General features: G+C 44.7%; 9 protein-coding genes. All 9 read right to left on the bottom strand.

The window, feature by feature from the left end:
- Positions 1–139: 139 nt before the first annotated feature.
- Positions 140–622 carry a deoxycytidylate deaminase gene (locus FYJ57_RS03630; RefSeq protein WP_154431567.1) on the bottom strand — a complete coding sequence of 161 codons (483 nt, stop codon included), beginning with the start codon at positions 620–622 and terminating at the stop codon, positions 140–142.
- A 212-nt stretch (positions 623–834) separates the two neighbouring features.
- Positions 835–1,866, bottom strand: coding sequence for a DnaJ C-terminal domain-containing protein (locus tag FYJ57_RS03625; RefSeq protein ID WP_022171907.1), 1,032 nt, complete (start codon positions 1,864–1,866; stop codon positions 835–837).
- 284 nt (positions 1,867–2,150) lie between these two features.
- Entirely contained in the window at positions 2,151–2,576 is a 426-nt protein-coding gene (locus FYJ57_RS03620) for an Hsp20/alpha crystallin family protein (RefSeq protein ID WP_022171908.1), read from the bottom strand.
- A gap of 211 nt (positions 2,577–2,787) precedes the next feature.
- Positions 2,788–4,332, bottom strand: coding sequence for a polyhydroxyalkanoate depolymerase (locus FYJ57_RS03615; RefSeq protein WP_205839903.1), 1,545 nt, complete (start codon positions 4,330–4,332; stop codon positions 2,788–2,790).
- Positions 4,333–4,471: 139 nt separating this feature from the next.
- Positions 4,472–5,353 carry an aldose 1-epimerase family protein gene (locus FYJ57_RS03610; protein WP_154431565.1) on the bottom strand — a complete coding sequence of 294 codons (882 nt, stop codon included), beginning with the start codon at positions 5,351–5,353 and terminating at the stop codon, positions 4,472–4,474.
- A 183-nt stretch (positions 5,354–5,536) separates the two neighbouring features.
- A complete protein-coding gene (locus tag FYJ57_RS03605; RefSeq protein WP_154431564.1) occupies positions 5,537–7,954 on the bottom strand; it encodes a glycoside hydrolase family 3 protein in 2,418 nt (805 codons plus the stop codon).
- Between the two features lie 286 nt (positions 7,955–8,240).
- Positions 8,241–9,290 carry an NAD(P)-dependent alcohol dehydrogenase gene (locus FYJ57_RS03600; protein ID WP_154431563.1) on the bottom strand — a complete coding sequence of 350 codons (1,050 nt, stop codon included), beginning with the start codon at positions 9,288–9,290 and terminating at the stop codon, positions 8,241–8,243.
- A gap of 314 nt (positions 9,291–9,604) precedes the next feature.
- Positions 9,605–10,042 (bottom strand): SGNH/GDSL hydrolase family protein, encoded by a 438-nt coding sequence (locus tag FYJ57_RS03595; RefSeq protein WP_154431562.1) that lies wholly within the window; start codon positions 10,040–10,042, stop codon positions 9,605–9,607.
- 291 nt (positions 10,043–10,333) lie between these two features.
- Positions 10,334–16,723, bottom strand: coding sequence for an Ig-like domain-containing protein (locus FYJ57_RS03590; RefSeq protein ID WP_154431561.1), 6,390 nt, complete (start codon positions 16,721–16,723; stop codon positions 10,334–10,336).

Genomic DNA, 16,723 nt, shown 5'->3' with positions numbered 1-16,723 from the left:
GGTTTGTTGGGGATGTTGTGAGCCCCGGAAGCCCGCGATCCCTCCTCGGTGCGCGGGCTTCCGGGGCATTGAACTTTACTGGCCAGGACTGTTTCCTTGCGGCTTTTTCTGTCTTTATTTTCCGGTTATCATTTTTGTTTTACAGATGCCACACCAGATCTTGGGCCGGAACCACTTCGTACTCACCGGCTTTGGCACCTACACGGAGGTAGACGTTTTTGATTCCGGCCTGGATGATAAGGCGGGAGCAGATGGGGCAGGGTTTTGCGCGGTGAACAGAATTATCATCGGGATTGATGCCGGCAAGGTAGAGGTCGGCACCGATGGTCTGTTCGCGGGAACAGTTCAGCAATGCATTCTGCTCAGCATGAATCGCACGGCAAAGACCGTACCCCTCTCCCTGATGCATACCCAGTTTGATTCTCGGACACTCGCCGATATCGCAGCAATTGTCGTAACCACGCGGGGATCCATTATAGCCGGTGGAAATTACCACATCATCTTTTACGATCACCGCACCGTATTTTCGTTTGATGCAGGTGCTTCGATAGGCAAATGCTTCGGCTACATTCAGGTATGTATCTGTTTTGGATATTCGTTTTGTTCCTTCCGGACCTACCATGTTGTTTCCTCCTGATCATCTTAATGTACTCTCGGAATCTTACTTTTCTTTCTATAGAATAGCTCAGAAGCAAAGTTTTGTAAACCAGATCTTATGGTTTTTGACTTATTGTTCACGCAATTCAAAATTGCTTCATTAGATTCATTTTTGTATGCAATGTACACAAAAAGCAGACAGTAACAACTGTTCAAAGTTATTCCTGTCTGCTTTTTTTATCCGCAAGCCTGTTTGTATTCCATCAGTTTCCGGCGTGCCTGCTGATTCAGGTGACGGGGCACCTGGATCTGAACGGTGACGTACTGGTCGCCGTGGACGTTCGGATTTTTCATGGATACAATTCCTTTTCCACGCAGCCGGATCTTGCTGCCCGACTGAGTCCCTTCTTTGATTTTACAACTAACATCCCCGTATAATGTGGATACTCTGGTTTCTCCGCCGAGAGCGGCGGTTGTGTATGGGATACTGACCGTGGTGTAGACATCGACGCCTTTTCGTTCGTATCCCGGTTTTCTTCCAACCTTTGCTTTCAGCAACAGATCGCCAGGTTCACCGCCTCCGATTCCCGGATGGCCTTTTCCACGCAGTCGAACGCTCTGTCCGGTATCGATTCCCGCAGGAATATGCACTTTCAAAGTGCGGTTGCCTCCTGCTTCCTGCAATGTGATCATCTTGTCGCAGCCAAATACAGCCTCATCAAAAGTAAGTGAAATCTCTGCTTCCAGATTCTCCCCTTTTCCGGAATAAGTTTCATGAAATCCATGTTTACCATAGAATCCATCATTTTCTCTCTGATGGAACTGCTGATAGAATCCGCTGTCGTTATGAAATCCTTCGCTATGGAAATTCCCGCCTTTTGCTCCCCGGCGAAACATATTTCCAAACAGATCTCCGAAGATGTCATCTCCACCTGATCCGTTAAAATGGTACTCCCGATAACCATTCTGGCTGTTATCGCTGCCGAAGTTTTCATATCCATATTGTTTCTGTGCTCTCGCGGCATCCGCATTGAAGCCCGGCTCGAAGGCGATATGTCCGAATTCATCGTATAATTTTTTCTTTTCCTCATCTCCCAGTACTGCATAGGCTTCCGAGATTTCTTTGAATCGTTTTTCTGCCTCTGCATTACCGGCGTTGGTGTCCGGATGATATTTTTTCGCCAGTTTTCGGTAGGCTTTTTTAATTGCCGAACTGTCTGCCTCTTTACTTACGCCAAGCACTTCATAGTAATCTCTTTTATTTTCCACTTGTTCCACCTCCTTTGGGAACTTGTTACATCCTGTACATTTGGCTTGCTGCCTGTATATATAAAAAAGAGAGACTCCGGATATAAAGTTTGTCCTGTCCCTCTGTGGCAATCTCTATAGTGAACGGGTTTTAAAACCCTGTTATTTTCCTTTTTCTGTTCACTCGATTTCACAGTAATGAGCGCACAGTTTATTTATCCGGCAGGCGCCCGGTCCGCGCCTGCCGCATGAATGGATAAAACTCGTAATACGTGTTTTGTCTCAATTTTCATCTCCCTGCTCTTTTATGCAATAGAGATGTATTTTGCTTCTTTTACTTCCGGTTTTGCTTCTTTTTTCGGAATCTCCAGTTTCAGGACACCATCTTCAAATTTTGCTTTGATGTCTTCCTGGGTGATATCTTCTCCTACATAAAAGCTTCTCTGACAGGTTCCACTGTATCTTTCTTTGCGGATGTACTTGCCGTCTTTGTTTTTCTCTTCTTTGTTCTGTTTGGTCGATGCGGTAATGATCAGGTAGCCGTCTTTGACTTCTCCCTTCACATCTTCTTTTTTGAATCCCGGCAAGTCAATGGATACGTCAAATCCGTCTTTGTTTTCTACTACATCGGTTTTCATCAGGGCGTTCTGTGCACTCTGTGTATAAGTTCTCTCCGGAACTCCAAAGAAATCATCCATAAAATTCTCACCAAAAATACTAGGCATTAACATAAGTCATTTCTCCCTTCTATTTGTTCCGCCCGGTGGCGGAGTGATTGCTTAATTGATTATTCGTGTAGAACATACGGTAGTTGAACTTCTTTATTTCTCTTCCTTTGTTCTATCTGTACTATAACACCTAAATTAGCACTCGTCAAGGGGGAGTGCTAATTTTTTTGTGAAAATTTTGTGTCCTTTCTTCTTGTTCTTTTTTTCCTGAAGTTTACAGTTTCAGAAGGTCTGTGCCGTCTTTTTTCTGGCGGTAGCCGGCAAAGTCCTGACTGCCTTTGTACATGCGGCTGCTGCCGTTGGTGGTCTCCGGGGCGATGCCTGGAGCTGTCAGGATATCGGTGGCAGCGGAGAGGCAGATTGGAGCCGGATCACCTTCCGGGGTATTCTGATAGTTTACATATGTATTACTCTGATAATATGCCTTGGGGCTGTTATAGGTCCAGGACTCTTCTTTGGGGGCGTTTCCGGCGTAGATGATAATGTTGTCGGTGACTTCGATTCCGCCGCCTTCGATCATTGTATCGCCCCAGATCCGATGACGGATAAAGTCCACGCCTTCTTTTATATAGAAGATATTGCCATAGATTTTCGCGTCCACGTTTCGTACCGGGGTCAGGATGCCTGTTCCGTCATTCTGACTGATGTTGTAGCGGAAGATGTTGTTGACGCTCTCGCCCTCACAAAACATCACACAGCCACCGCCATTGTTGCAGCTGTAGTTGTACTGGTAGATCGTTCCGTCACCGGAGTCGGCATCCCACGCCTGACCATCCTGATTATAGACAGTGTTGTAGACTTCGTTGTACTGGAACAACGCTGTTTTGCATTTCCATGGCCAGATGGCGGCTGCAGTCATACCGCCACGGTTTCCTTCTTCGTTGTACAGATCCGGGTGGATGTCCACAGCGATATTTTCGGACACATTGTACTGGATCAGCGGTTCAAAGCAGTACATCGGTGTGATGCCGTCTCCGCCGATATCTTTGACAAAGTTGTGTTCGATCACAACATTGGTGGAGCCGTAGGTTTTCACCACTTCATCGGGCAGTTCCAGTGTGGTAAATTTGTCATGCTGGTACGTGTAGCCTGCGGCAATTCCCCATCTGCGGCAGTTCTCAACTTTACAGTGGTGGATATGAATACCGTCATAACGGGCAATTCCGGTCTTTTCTTCGTCATCCGGACGGGAGACTGACATGTAGATGCCGCCATTGTTCAGATGTTTGTCGTAGATATTTCCCTCTACATCATGGATATACAGATGATCGAGTTCGATCTCATGGAGCGTCCCGTGATTCTTCGCAATCACGGATACGCCGGTGCGGTTCATACGGTCTGCCTGGTTCAGGCGTTCATTTTTGACGCATGGGTTGTTTGTAATTTCCAGATTCCGGATGGAAATGTATTCTGCATCGTATAAAAGAACCGCTGAGGACAGATAGCCTTTCCAGGTATGTACTACATTGTCCAGATGTCCGCCATAGTTCTGATACCAGATCCCGTTTCCGTCCGTCTCGATCCGTGGAAGACCACCCTCCCCGTACGCATCTACAACAACCGGAGCCTCCTTTGTTCCACCTGCATACAGGTGCAGGTACTCTCCGATAAATATTGATCCCCGCTCCAGAAGGATCTGATCGCCCGGCTGTATCTCCATTTGGTTTACCTTTCTCAGACTGCGGAATGCTTTCTCCGGTGCATACCCGCTGTTTGCATCATCTCCGTTTACACTGCTCACATAAATTGCTCTTCCCATACAAAAACCTCCCTGTAATTTCTATAATTATAAAATTTATCCTCTGTTATTTTTCTTCTGCCGATAACAGAAAAGTGCCGGATTCTTACATCTGACACTCTTTTCCCTGTTGTAAATACACCTCTTAAGATACTCTGTTCTATCCGATCAGAATCGCATACTGCTTTTTCCAGCATTCTCCCGGCTTCGCCCGGTTAATTCCCGGCTTTTGGGAAATATCTTCGCAAAACCCTTCATCATCACATCTTCCCGCCCAGGGTTCCAGACAAACATACGGTCCTTTCGGAAGGGACCAGATTCCAAAACTGCAAAATTCATCGATACAACGAACTCCCGCATAAAGCTGCCCGGTGGCTTTTCTTCTGAGCCATACTTCCCGGATCTGTGCATCGTCAACTACCAGTGTGTCCACATCAAACAGCTGGTCACTTAACACCAGCGTATGATCTGTCAGTTTCACCCGGTATTTCTGATCCGGTTTTCCGGTACCGTTGACCAGATCGACTGCGGTAGCGGTAAACTCTGTATTTTCCGGAAAATATAGTTCGTAATCTTCTTTCTGTTCTCCTTCTTTTTCAAAACGGAAGCCCGGATGTCCGCCAATCGTAAAACTCATGACTTCCCCGGATCGGTTTTCCACTTCCCAGCTGACGAGAATCTCTTTTTCTCTCAATTCATAGGTGATCCATAATACAAAATCAAATGGATAGTACTTTCTTGTCTCTTCGTCAGACATTAACCGGTAGCGAAGTTTTTCAGTACTTTCTTCCACACAGGTGAATTCTTTTTCTCTGGCAAATCCATGCTGACGGGTCTGATATTCCTTTCCGTTGATCTTCATTTTTTTCTGCCAGGTACTTCCCACATTCGGAAAAAGAATCGGAGACCGGTAGCTCCAGAAAGCCGGATCCCCATTCCAGAGAATCTCCGCACCGGTATCCTTTCTCATAATCCGCATCAGTTCTGCTCCGCGGTCACTGACTTCTACATAGAGGAAAGGATTTTCTATCTTTCTGTTCATCGTTTGTTACTCCTCTTACACGCTCTGTTTTCTTATTACTATACCCTGTTTTTTTCCAGTAATCCAGTACGGCCTTTTATATTTTTGCAAAAAAAAGCAAACAGAAAGTAGATTCTTTTTCTGTTTGCTTTTTTTCTCACTTTTTATGCATATTTTTTGATTAATCGTAACTGTTAGTTATATTTAATCGATTTTCAGGATCAGTTCCAGTACACGTCTTGCACAGTGTTCCAGATCAGCACGGGTAAGTTCACCAAGTTCTATAGCCTTCTTCACACGTTCCGGATAACCGGTTGCCATCTTGACATCATTGCCGGCTTTGATCTCTTTGTAATGCTCACCACGGGTCCACCAGTCTGTGGTAACCATGCCCTGGAATCCCCATTCTCCGCGAAGGATGTCTTCCAGAAGTTCTTTATTTTCCGAAGCTCTGTGACCGTTGATCACGTTGTAGGAGCTCATGATCGTCCACGGATCGGATTCTTTTACGATAATTTCAAACTGTTTCAGATAAATCTCACGAAGGGCACGTTCGGATACACGGGAATCGCTGTGCTTTCTGTTTGTCTCTTTGTTATTGGCGGCAAAATGTTTTACGGAAGCGCCGATATGCTGAGACTGGATACCACGTACCATACCTGCTGCCATCTTACCTGCAAGCAGCGGATCTTCGGAATAATACTCGAAGTTTCTTCCGCACAAAGGATTTCTGTGAATGTTGACAGCGGGTGTCAGCCATACGGCGATATTATTTTCTTTCACTTCTTCTGCTCCGGCTGCACCTACCTTTTCTACCAGATTCGGGTTCCAGGTGTAGGCAAGAAGAGTTGCGCATGGCCATGCAGTTGTACACACGCCACATTCCGGTGCGATACGAAGACCTGCAGGTCCGTCGGCTGTCATAATGTTCGGTACACCGTAATCCGGCAGGTTACCGAAACCAAAGGTATTGGCCACGCCGGTATTTGGCTGACCTCCAAGCAGTTCGATCAGATCATCGTCGGAAAGCTGGCTCATGAACTCGTCCAGAGTGATCTTTCCTTCTGCTACTTCGATAAACGGTTTTACGCCTTTTTTTACTACGTAGAGTACAAGACGCTGCTCGCGGAAGCGTACTTCCGGCAGGATGCCCTCATCAGTTCCCGGAACCATTTTTTCAAATGCACAGGCATTGGGATTATTTCCTTCAGTCTGAGGCAGTTCCTCGTAGGTTCCGTCGGAAAGCATTCTCTTAGACAGACCTGACGGTGTCAGCTTTGCTTCCAGCTGTTTTACCACGGTATCTTCTGCTACCAGATATTCATAAGCTGTTTTTTCATTATTTCTTACGGAGGTTCCAATATAAAAAGCATATGCGCCTTTTTCCAGAACATAAGCAGATTTTGCTACTTTTCCAAGATCATCGTAGGATGCCATTGCTTCTTTTGTGACGGTCAGTACCATCGTATGACTCTCTCCTGGCTGCAGAAGGCGGGTTTTCTTAAATGCACCCAATTCTTTCGCCGGTTTCTTTAACAGTCCCTGTGGTGCACTGTAATACAGCTGTACGACCTCTTTACCAGCCATATCTCCGGTATTGGTTACTTTCACCTGTACGTTGATAGAGTCTGCCTCTTCCCATGCTTTCTGTGTCTCCACCTCGAAGGTTGTGTAGGACAGACCGTAACCGAACGGATAAACCACTTTTTCAGCTGCGCCCGGAATCGTCTCAAAATAACGGTAACCAACGTAAATATCTTCGGTGTAATCCACATATTCTACAGACTCATGGAAGTTTTCCGTGGACGGATAATCTTCCAGTCTTGCAGCAAAGGTATCTGCCAGTTTACCGGATGGATTGACCTGACCACACAACACCTGAGCCATTGCGGTTCCGCCTTCCATACCACCCTGTCCACCGTATAAAGCAGCACTGATCTTATCATCTCTCTTGATCCAGGACAGATCGATCACACCACCGATGTTCAGGACAACTACAATCTTATCATATACTTTTTCTACCTGCGCCAGCAGTTTTTTCTCACCCGCTGTCAGGTAAAAATCTCCATCCGGATACAATTGCGCAGACAGTTTCGGCATGCTGGTCTCGTCCGGCCACGGGTTGAACTCGCCATTGTATTCCACACTGGAACGATCCCATCCTTCTCCGGAAAAACGACTCAGTACAACAAGCGCAGTATCCCCGAATGCTCTTGCGCCATCCAGAAGTTCCTGTGGCAGTTCCGGTTCTTCGGTCATACCCGGTGCTCTTCCGATTGCATACTGTTCTTCTACATTTTTCTTATAGAATTCTGCTACCGGTTCGTATACCTGTACCTTATCTTCCAGGGTTTTGAAACCGTCGTACAGATTATGTACATAAGATACGGTTACATCGCCGCTTCCGCCGCCACCTTTGACATAGTCAAAACTTCCGCGTCCGAACAGTGTGATCCTGGAACCGTTCTTTAACGGCAGGATATTGTTCTCATTTTTCAAAAGCACTATACCCTCTGTCGCTGCCTCCAGGGATAATGCAATATGTTCTTTGCTTGCTGTTACATATCTGCCTGCTTCCAGGGGAAGATTTGGCTGATACATGACTCTTGTCCATTTTTTCATCTCAAACCTCTTTTCCGGCCATCCCGCCGCACTCTCCGGCGGACCGCCATGCCTGTTATTTTCGTTACTGTTCACTCTGTGACCAGTAACTATTTTCCTGCGGCGCAATCGTCGCCCACTACTTTTATTTTACTCAAAAAACAAGAGATTTTCCAGATATGATTTCGGCTGATTTATAGGTCAATTCCGACTTTTTATTTTAAAAGTGCCAGGCACTCTTACAAAGTTCTTGCGTAGAAATGCCTGACACCTGTATACTTTTTGCTTTTTACGATTCTTTCAACTCTTACGGATGAATCTTAATCACACCTTTTACAATGTCTGCCTTATTATGCACACTCTCATCCATCGCCCGCTGCACATCGTCAAGATCGTAAATATTAGTAACGATTCCTTTTACGTTTACTTTTCCGGAAGCTACCGCATCGATTGCGATCGGATAGATATGGCGGTAACGGAAAACCGTTTTGAAAGTCAGTTCTTTGTCGAGAACCAGACTCATCGGCAGGGTCATCTCACCGCTCTTGCTGTAGCCGACCAGAACGATCGTGGAACCCTTCTTCGCCATATGGATCGCCTGTCTGGTGGTGATCTCTGTACCGGCGGTCTCGATGATCAGGTCCATACCGGCCCCGCCGGTCAGTTCCTGTGCTTTGGCGATCACATCCTCTTTTGCGCCGTTGATCACTCCGGTTGCTCCCAGTTCCAGGGCTTTTTCCAGACGTTTTTCCATGATATCTACCACATAAACCTCAGATACTCCACGGGCTTTCAGTGCCATCATGGAAACCAGACCGATACATCCGGCACCCATCACCACTGCCTTCTGTCCCAGATGAGCATCTCCCTGGATCGCTGCATGGAAACCGACAGCCAGAGGTTCGATCAGCGCGCCCTCCAGTGTGCTTACATTCTCCGGGAGTTTGAAGCAGAGAGCCGCCTCATGCGCAACATACTCCTGAAAGACACCGTCTACCGGCGGCGTTGCGAAAAATACGACATCCGGACAGAGATTGTATTTGCCCTGTTTGCAGAATTCGCAGTGTCCGCAGGTCTTTCCCGGCTCCAGAGCTACTTTGTCGCCGACTTTCAGATGTTTGACATCTTTTCCCACTTCCACGACAACACCACCCGGCTCATGACCGAGAACAAACGGCGGTTCTACCACATAATCGCCGATGGCTCCGCTCTCGTAATAATGCAGATCCGATCCACAGATTCCCACATAATCCAGCTTTACCAGAACTTCATCATCCTTCGGCGTCGGAATGTCACGCTCCGTAAATCCCATCTTGCCGATACCGTTCATCACTGCTACTTTCATCTTACCTTCCATGTGAAATGCCCTCCATATATGAGTTTTTGAAACTTAATAAAATAGTTTTATTATCTTTCTCAAAGATACCTCTTTTCTATGGAAATGTCAATTACAAAAGCAATATTTTTTATGTGCAATGCATTTTGGTGTTACTGTTCACTGGTAATATCTCGCGAGGTGTTTTTTGTGAGCGAAGGTCACAGAAAACCCGAGACATATCGCGCGAATTTATGCGATTAGCATAAATTCTGTGCATCGCGCAGCGTGTTGCTGGGCACGGAGTGAACAGTAACATTTTGGTCTGTGACCGGGAAAGTACTGAACACATCCGGTCAGAGAATAAACACTTTTAAAATCAACACAATCAGCACCATTACAATAACCGCTTCTATTCCCAGCAGCACCGGAATCAGCCACTGTGTCCAGCTGCGTTTCTTTTTCCTGTGTGTTGTCTTTTTCTTTTCTTCTTCGATTCCCCGGATCCATCCTTCTGCCAGCTGCTGCATTCCCCTGGCATTTGGATGGATTCCGTCCACGGAATCATATGCGACTCCCATTGCCGCCAGATCCACCAGATGACATCTGTATTTCTGTGCGGCAGTGCGGATCGCCTGATTATAATCCTCAAAGGCATTTCCATTCAGATATTCCGGAAACATGTTCTGACCATTTAAGACTCCACATCCAATCGTTGCACAATACAACTGTGCCTTTGGATAACGCCCCTTCATAGTCCACAGCATCCGTTCATATGCTATCTGAAAATCCATCGGATAGATTCCAGGCTTTCCCGGCTGATGCTGTTCTTATCTCTTATCTCAAATATCAAATATTCCTCGTATAGCTTTTTCATATATGATCCCTCTCTGTAACTGTTCAGTACTTTCACGGTTACCCTTCTCTTTTGGTTCTGCGCTCTCAGCATATGATTTTACACATATTCAAAATCTTATGCTGACAAAGCAGAATAGGCTGCTGCTCTTTTAGCAGCAGCCTGGCTCAGCTTGTTTAGAGATTATCAATGACTGCTCAGTTTCTTCACAGTTATGACTTTCTCTTATTTATTTTTCATCTTTTTTTCTTTTCTTACCTGCAAGGAAGATACCTGCGCCTGCAGCTGTTTTTCCTGCTGCGGCTGCTGTTCCTGCGGCTGCGCCACTGAAGTGTACGCCTGCGGCTATTGCAGCTGCCACTGCTGCCACACCGCCTCCAATCGTACCGTAGAATGCCGGTTTGTTGTTGTAGAACTGTACCCATGTATTTGCAGATACCAGGACGTCTACGCTTGCGGTTGTTGCTTCGTTGTTTGCTTTGTCATAAGCTTTTACAGATACATTCCGGAATGTGTTGGAAGAATCCACACTCAGTTCCAGAGAACCGCTGTTTGCAGATACTTCGTCTGCATCGAAGGTCTGTTTCAGCTCATCGTCTACGTAATACTCAACTTTATCCAGAGCCATGTTATCATCTACGTTTGCTGTGAATTTCTGACTTTCTACTTTGTATCTTCCGCCGTCTTCGATGTTAGCCAGGGAGATAACCGGTGAAGTCTTATCCACTGCAAAGAGGATATCTTTGGACTTGGCTGTGTTGGTTGTTACGTTGGTTGCACGGTCTTCGGAGTAGATGGAAACGTTGTAGTCTCCTTCATTCTCGAAGTTGGATGCGTTGATGGTGTACTTGTATTCTTTCCAGCTTACATCGCTTCCGGACTCACTTACTTCAAAGTCTTTGTTCTGTTCCAGAGTCTTCTGTGTACCGTTCTCGGATACCGTCAGTTCCTGGAAGGTCAGGGTATCTACGTTGATCTCGGATACTACCAGATTCTTCGGATCGTTGGTGTAACCATTCTTGATCAGTTCTTCTGTATAATCATCATACAGATAAGTAGAACCGTCACGGTTTACAGAGAAGATCTTGGATGTGCTGTACTGATTTCCTGCTTTGTCAGTTGTCTCAGCAGTCAGAGTATAGATGTCATCCATATTTTCTTTGAAGTTGTAGAAAGTAAGTGTCTGACCTTTGTTGCTTGCTACAGAAGTGTACATACCTGTGGTATCTACTTCTCCCTTGTTGGCTCCGGTCAGGTGCACAACTGTCTTGCCGCTGTCAAAGTTGATATCGTTCAGTGTGATAACTGGAGCTACTTCTCCGTTATTTGCGGAACGATCTTCGATGTTGGTGATCTCTACTGTCGGTTTTGTCTGGTCAACGGTAAAGCTTTCTGTTGCATATGGATCGGATACATTGCTTGCCAGGTCTGTTGCACTGATGGTAAATGTATAATCTGCATCTGCAGAGTAAGAAACGGTTGCTACATGTGTATCCCCGGATCCTGACCATCCGCTTACGCCAGGTGCGGAAGCTGCTGCACCATCCAGCTGTGCTGTTGTTGTAACTGTCACTTCACCAGGATTGAAATTATGCTCGGTGATGGTGATGGTTGCTGTTCTTGCTTCTTTGTAATAGTTGTTGTTCAATGCACTGTTGTTGTCATAAGAAACCTGGATCACAGGTTTTGTCTTATCAACAGTGAACTCATCCAGTTTCTCAGTATTGGACTTGTTGCCTGCCAGGTCGAAGCAGTCATAAGTTACAGTGTAATCACTGTCACCGCTGAAGGTTACAGTAGCTGTATGGATCTCTCCGTTGTGAGACCATCCGCTGACGCTGTATCCACCGCCTGCTGTAGATGTAACCTGTGGCTGGTAGCTTTCATCAAAGTTACGCTCGTCTACTGTGATTGTCAGAGTTTTGTCATTGTTGTAGTATTTTCCGTTATGTACATCGCTCTGATCGAAGGAGAATGTTACGATCGGGGCTTTGTTATCCACTTTGATACTGATTTCTTCAGATGCTGCATCGTTGGTGGACCAGTCATCTGCGGTAACTTTTACGCGAACATCGTTGGAGTAGAAGTTATCCGGGTTGATGGTTACATGTCCGGTCCAGCTCTGCAGGTGAGATGTTCTCTCCAGGTTTGCCAGTGTTCCGGATTCTACATAACCGGTAGTTCCGTTTGTGATTGTGTAGGAAATTGTCTTCAGTCCTGCATATGCATCGTTTACAACAGGATCGGTAACGCTGATGTCAAATCCAGGATTATCGGCAGCGCTGTATACACCTTTGCCCCATCCAGGATTGGTAGGAGTGATCTTCACTACCGGTACCGGTGCCACATTATCAACGATGATTCCGTCAGTACTGATGTACTGGATATTTCCTGCTTTATCTGTGATCTTTTCATATACAACCAGGTTCTGGCTTGCTGCCAAGCTGATCTTGCTGCTGTAACCGGTCCATCCGGTTCTTGCTTCCAGTTCGCTTCTTGTCAGTGCTTTTGCAGAGGTCAGATACTGAGTAGCTGCCACACCTGCAGTCTCATCATCACTTGTCATAGAAGCTCTTACACTGTTCTTACCAAAGTGTCCAAATGTAATTGCGCTCAGGAACTTGTTCCATGTTTCAGAAGCAGATCCGTTCACCAGATCTTCTACTGTTACAGTACCTTCCGGTTTTGCGCGGTCCAGGGTAACTGCCTGTTTGATAGTTTCATTGATCGGATTACCAGCCAGATCGGTGTAGTCATAAGCGAAATCATAGTTGGCATCTACACTGATAGTCGGCAGAGACAGTTCATATACAAAACGGTTGTCTTCTGTGCTGACATTTCCTTTGTTGGTCCATTCTTCGCGGATCGCTGCGTCATAATCTGCAACTTTCACTGCTTTTCCTTTGCTGTTTACTGCGGTGTAAGCAACTTTTGCATCTTTTGCATCGAAGTTTCTCTCTGTGATCACTGCTGTTACAGCTACATAAGCTACTTCTTCATTTGCATAAGCACGTCCCCGGGACGGATCCAGAACAAAGCTTGTTCCGTTCGGACGATATGCAGTGTAAGTAACCTGCATCTCAGGTCTTACTGTGTCGATCACGAAGGAGAATTCCTTGTCTTCTCCTGTATTTCCGGCTGCATCAGCTACCTTAGTCTGTACCGTGTATTCACCATCTTTGTGGAATACGATCGTGAATTTGTATACGGTACTGTCTGTGGTATCTGCAAAATTATTCACCGGATCCATTGAGATTTCTTTGATACCCAGAGCATCTTTCTGAGAATTCAGCTCTTCCAGAGTATACTCGGTTCCGTTCAGTGTTACTTTCAGAACGTTTAAAAAACGCTCGGTTACATTAACAGAATAGGTAACATCACTGTTTGCATATTTGGCATTTAAGAAAGCGCCATTGTTGTTTGCCTGTGCATAAGAAGAATCTACTGTCGGTGCGATAGAGTCCAGAACCAGTGTGTAGTCTGAACGGGTTTCCATTGCATTGCCTGCGTTGTCATTGGCTGTCGCGGAAACTGTGATCACCTGAGATTTTTCCGGGTCGTTCTTCAGTTCCAGAAGTTTTTCGATGGTACAATATTTTTGAAGTTCTTTCAGAGTTACGTCTTTCGGGAAGCCATATTCATTTGTTTCTGTGACTTCTTCTTCTGTAACTTTTTTACCATCTCCCCAGTGTCTGGAAATGGTATACTGCATTTTTTCCAGTCCGGAGTAGAATTTGCTTTCACTTGCGTTTTCTTTTGCTGTCAGATTCAATTCTGCATCACCTGAATAATAGGTTCTGCTGTCTACTGTTCCCTGCTGAGTGGTTGTCGATGCTGGTTTTTCATTGTATTCAACCGTAATGTCATGGAAGTTTTCCAGAACAATACCATTGGATCCGTAGATTTTTGTATTTCCTACATTGTCCATTACTTTTACAAAAACAATATAGTTGTTGGATTCCAGAGTCTGACCATCCTTTAATTTACCTACCGGAACAGTGCAATCGTCTTTTCCAGCTACAAAATGTTCATTGACCAGTTTCTCTGCATAGTCATCCGGAGTAAGTAATCCTTCAAAAGAGCTGTCCTTGTCTGTGTTAGCCACAAAATAAGACCATCCCTTTATTCCTGATAATTCATCAGAAAGTACAACTTTTGCTTCGATGTTTTTATTCTTGTAAATGCCAAACGTGATTGTCGTTGCCAGATCGGTTACTACCTTGTTCTCTTCGCCGAATTTAATTTCGCTGCACTGTGGTGCATCCGGATCGTATTTGAAATCAATCTTAAATTCTTTTGTTCTGTTTAATACTTTTCCGTCGTTATCTTCCTTAGCAAGATAGATACCTTCTTCTACATTAGTTCCTGCTACGTACGCTTCTGCTTCTTTTAAACCTTCCGTTGTAAGATCTGTACCATTTTTCAGATAAATCTTGTTGTATCCGCCTTCTAATGCAAATTTGATTACTGCATCTTTTCCGTAATAACGGACATGATCTTCATTTTCATAAGCATGTGTGCTTGCGTTGTTGTTGATTGTCACATAATCTGTAGCATCTGTAATATTTTCTTCTGTTACTTTCAGATTACCATGTTTATAAGAATTAAAATCAAATTTGTAATTGCTTGTCGGATCTCCTGATTTCTTATCCAGTTCCAATGCATTGGTGTGTTCAGAACAGGTTGCAGTATCATTCTTCTTTACATTTTCCGGTGTAAGACCTGTAGCAGTGGTATCCACTACTGTAGGATAGGTGAATCCTTTCAGCTTCTTAATTGCATCCTTTCCGGCAAATCCGGTGTCTCCGCTCGGAGAATTTACAGATACCAGCTGATCCAGAGCTGTTGTATATCCCAGGCTTCTGTATGGACGTGTGGAATCTGCTACGGTAAGGTTCAGGGTTCTTTTCTGGATGGTTACTTTGGCTTCCGTTTTCTGATCCTTGATAACAAAATTATCGGTTATATCTTTACTATTTGCGTATTGTGTCAAAGAAAAATCTTTCGGCGCAAAAGTAAATTTCTGCTCTTTTTCATTGCCGTCTACGTTAACAATTCCACTTTGATAACCTTTGAAAACAATATTTTTGAACTTTTCTTCTACGATTGTCTTGGCAGCATCCGTCAGAGTATCATCACCTGTCAGAGTAGCCTGTACGTCAACGCGATCCGTTGCATCATATATTTTTGTATTGTTATACTCTGTCTTATCTGTACCTGCTACAGAAACAGACTCTTCCAATTTCAATTTATATGGATTTACTTTTACAAATAATTTTTTTTCGAATTTGTAGTTTGCTGTCTCTGCCTTTATTGTTATTGTTACACTTTCGTCAGATGCATTTACCGGTGTGATCGTAATCTCACGGGTATCCTTATTCACACTTACTGCAGCAACTGCATCGTTACTTGATCTTGCGGAAAGTAATTTGATCTCCTGATCTTCATTTCCCAAGTCTTTATCTTTATTTGTTGTAAGCTTTGTAATCTTTTCTACAACCGACTGCGTTCCGTAAGTGATCTGTAACGGATTTTTCTCATCGTGATCTTCTGTCAGGAAAATCTTTCCGTCTACTTTTCCGGGCTGATACCCTTTACTAAATGTAACATCAGTTCTCTGACATCTTGCCGTTTCATCAAACTCAGCTTTTACTGTCATTAATTTATCAAAGAATTTCTTTAATTCTATAGTTCCTTTATAATTACCATTTTCATCTGTCTGAACATCTACCTTTGTATCTCCAACCCAGCAGTGAATGGTTTCGTTAGCAAGTCCTTTTCCATTCACAGTCAATTTACCGGAAACATCTACACTCTTATCCCATGGTGCATTTGAAGAACAGTTAATTGCAAGTTCCGGTTTTACCTTTGTAACTGTGATTGTTTTTGATGCTACTGATTTTCCAGCTATGGATGCCTGTAATGTTATGCTCTGGCTTCCATTCTCCACATATACCTGACCGTTTCCGTCTACAGATGCAGTTTCGCCTGCTGTAATTGTCCAATTGGTTGATACATTTGCCCAGACACCGGTCAGTCCATATGGTACTGTTGTGAGAGTTGTTATGAAATCAGCACCGGTGATTTCAGTTTTCGGTGTTAACCCGGTAATGTGAATCTCTCGATAGGTATCTGCATCTTTTATCTCTGTTTTTTCGCTATATGTAACATTGTAATTATCAGATGTACAGCTTGCGACTGTTAATCCATCCCCAATGATATTTTTTTCATCTAAATTCACATGCATGACATCTTCCTGCTCTGCAAATTTTAATGAAACCTGTCCTACTCGTACATTTTCGATAAGACCAGCATCACAAACAACTTTTAAATATATCTTAGGTGTTGGTTTTGGTACTTCCGGTGCAGATGGTGCAGTCGGTCCTTCCGGTTCGCCGGATGGTGCTACCGTGCCTCCTTCACCGCTTTCCCCAGGTGTTCCTGTTTCTGTTGTACCCGGAGTGACTTCTCCACTGCCGCTTCCCTCTTCTGCAAGAGGTGCGATCGTTTCTCCTGCTTCCGTGGCCATAACGGTGTATGGACTGGAGGTTACGCAGGTTGACAATGCGAAGACAACGGCCATGGCGAACGCCAGGATTCTCTTTGTTTTTTGTTTCAT

Origin of the sequence: Oliverpabstia intestinalis (assembly GCF_009696065.1) — a bacterium.
Taxonomy (GTDB): Bacteria; Bacillota; Clostridia; order Lachnospirales; family Lachnospiraceae; genus Oliverpabstia; species Oliverpabstia intestinalis.
The sequence above is the reverse complement of the archived record's forward strand: the minus strand, read 5'-3'. Positions and strand labels throughout refer to the sequence as shown.

Coding starts and splice junctions, on each gene's coding strand:
- FYJ57_RS03630 (WP_154431567.1), bottom strand. CDS start 622: ATGGTAGGTCCGGAAGGAACAAAACGAATATCCAAAACAGATACATAC.
- FYJ57_RS03620 (WP_022171908.1), bottom strand. CDS start 2,576: ATGTTAATGCCTAGTATTTTTGGTGAGAATTTTATGGATGATTTCTTT.
- FYJ57_RS03615 (WP_205839903.1), bottom strand. CDS start 4,332: ATGGGAAGAGCAATTTATGTGAGCAGTGTAAACGGAGATGATGCAAAC.
- FYJ57_RS03610 (WP_154431565.1), bottom strand. CDS start 5,353: ATGAACAGAAAGATAGAAAATCCTTTCCTCTATGTAGAAGTCAGTGAC.
- FYJ57_RS03605 (WP_154431564.1), bottom strand. CDS start 7,954: ATGAAAAAATGGACAAGAGTCATGTATCAGCCAAATCTTCCCCTGGAA.
- FYJ57_RS03600 (WP_154431563.1), bottom strand. CDS start 9,290: ATGGAAGGTAAGATGAAAGTAGCAGTGATGAACGGTATCGGCAAGATG.
- FYJ57_RS03595 (WP_154431562.1), bottom strand. CDS start 10,042: ATGGATTTTCAGATAGCATATGAACGGATGCTGTGGACTATGAAGGGG.
- FYJ57_RS03590 (WP_154431561.1), bottom strand. CDS start 16,723: ATGAAACAAAAAACAAAGAGAATCCTGGCGTTCGCCATGGCCGTTGTC.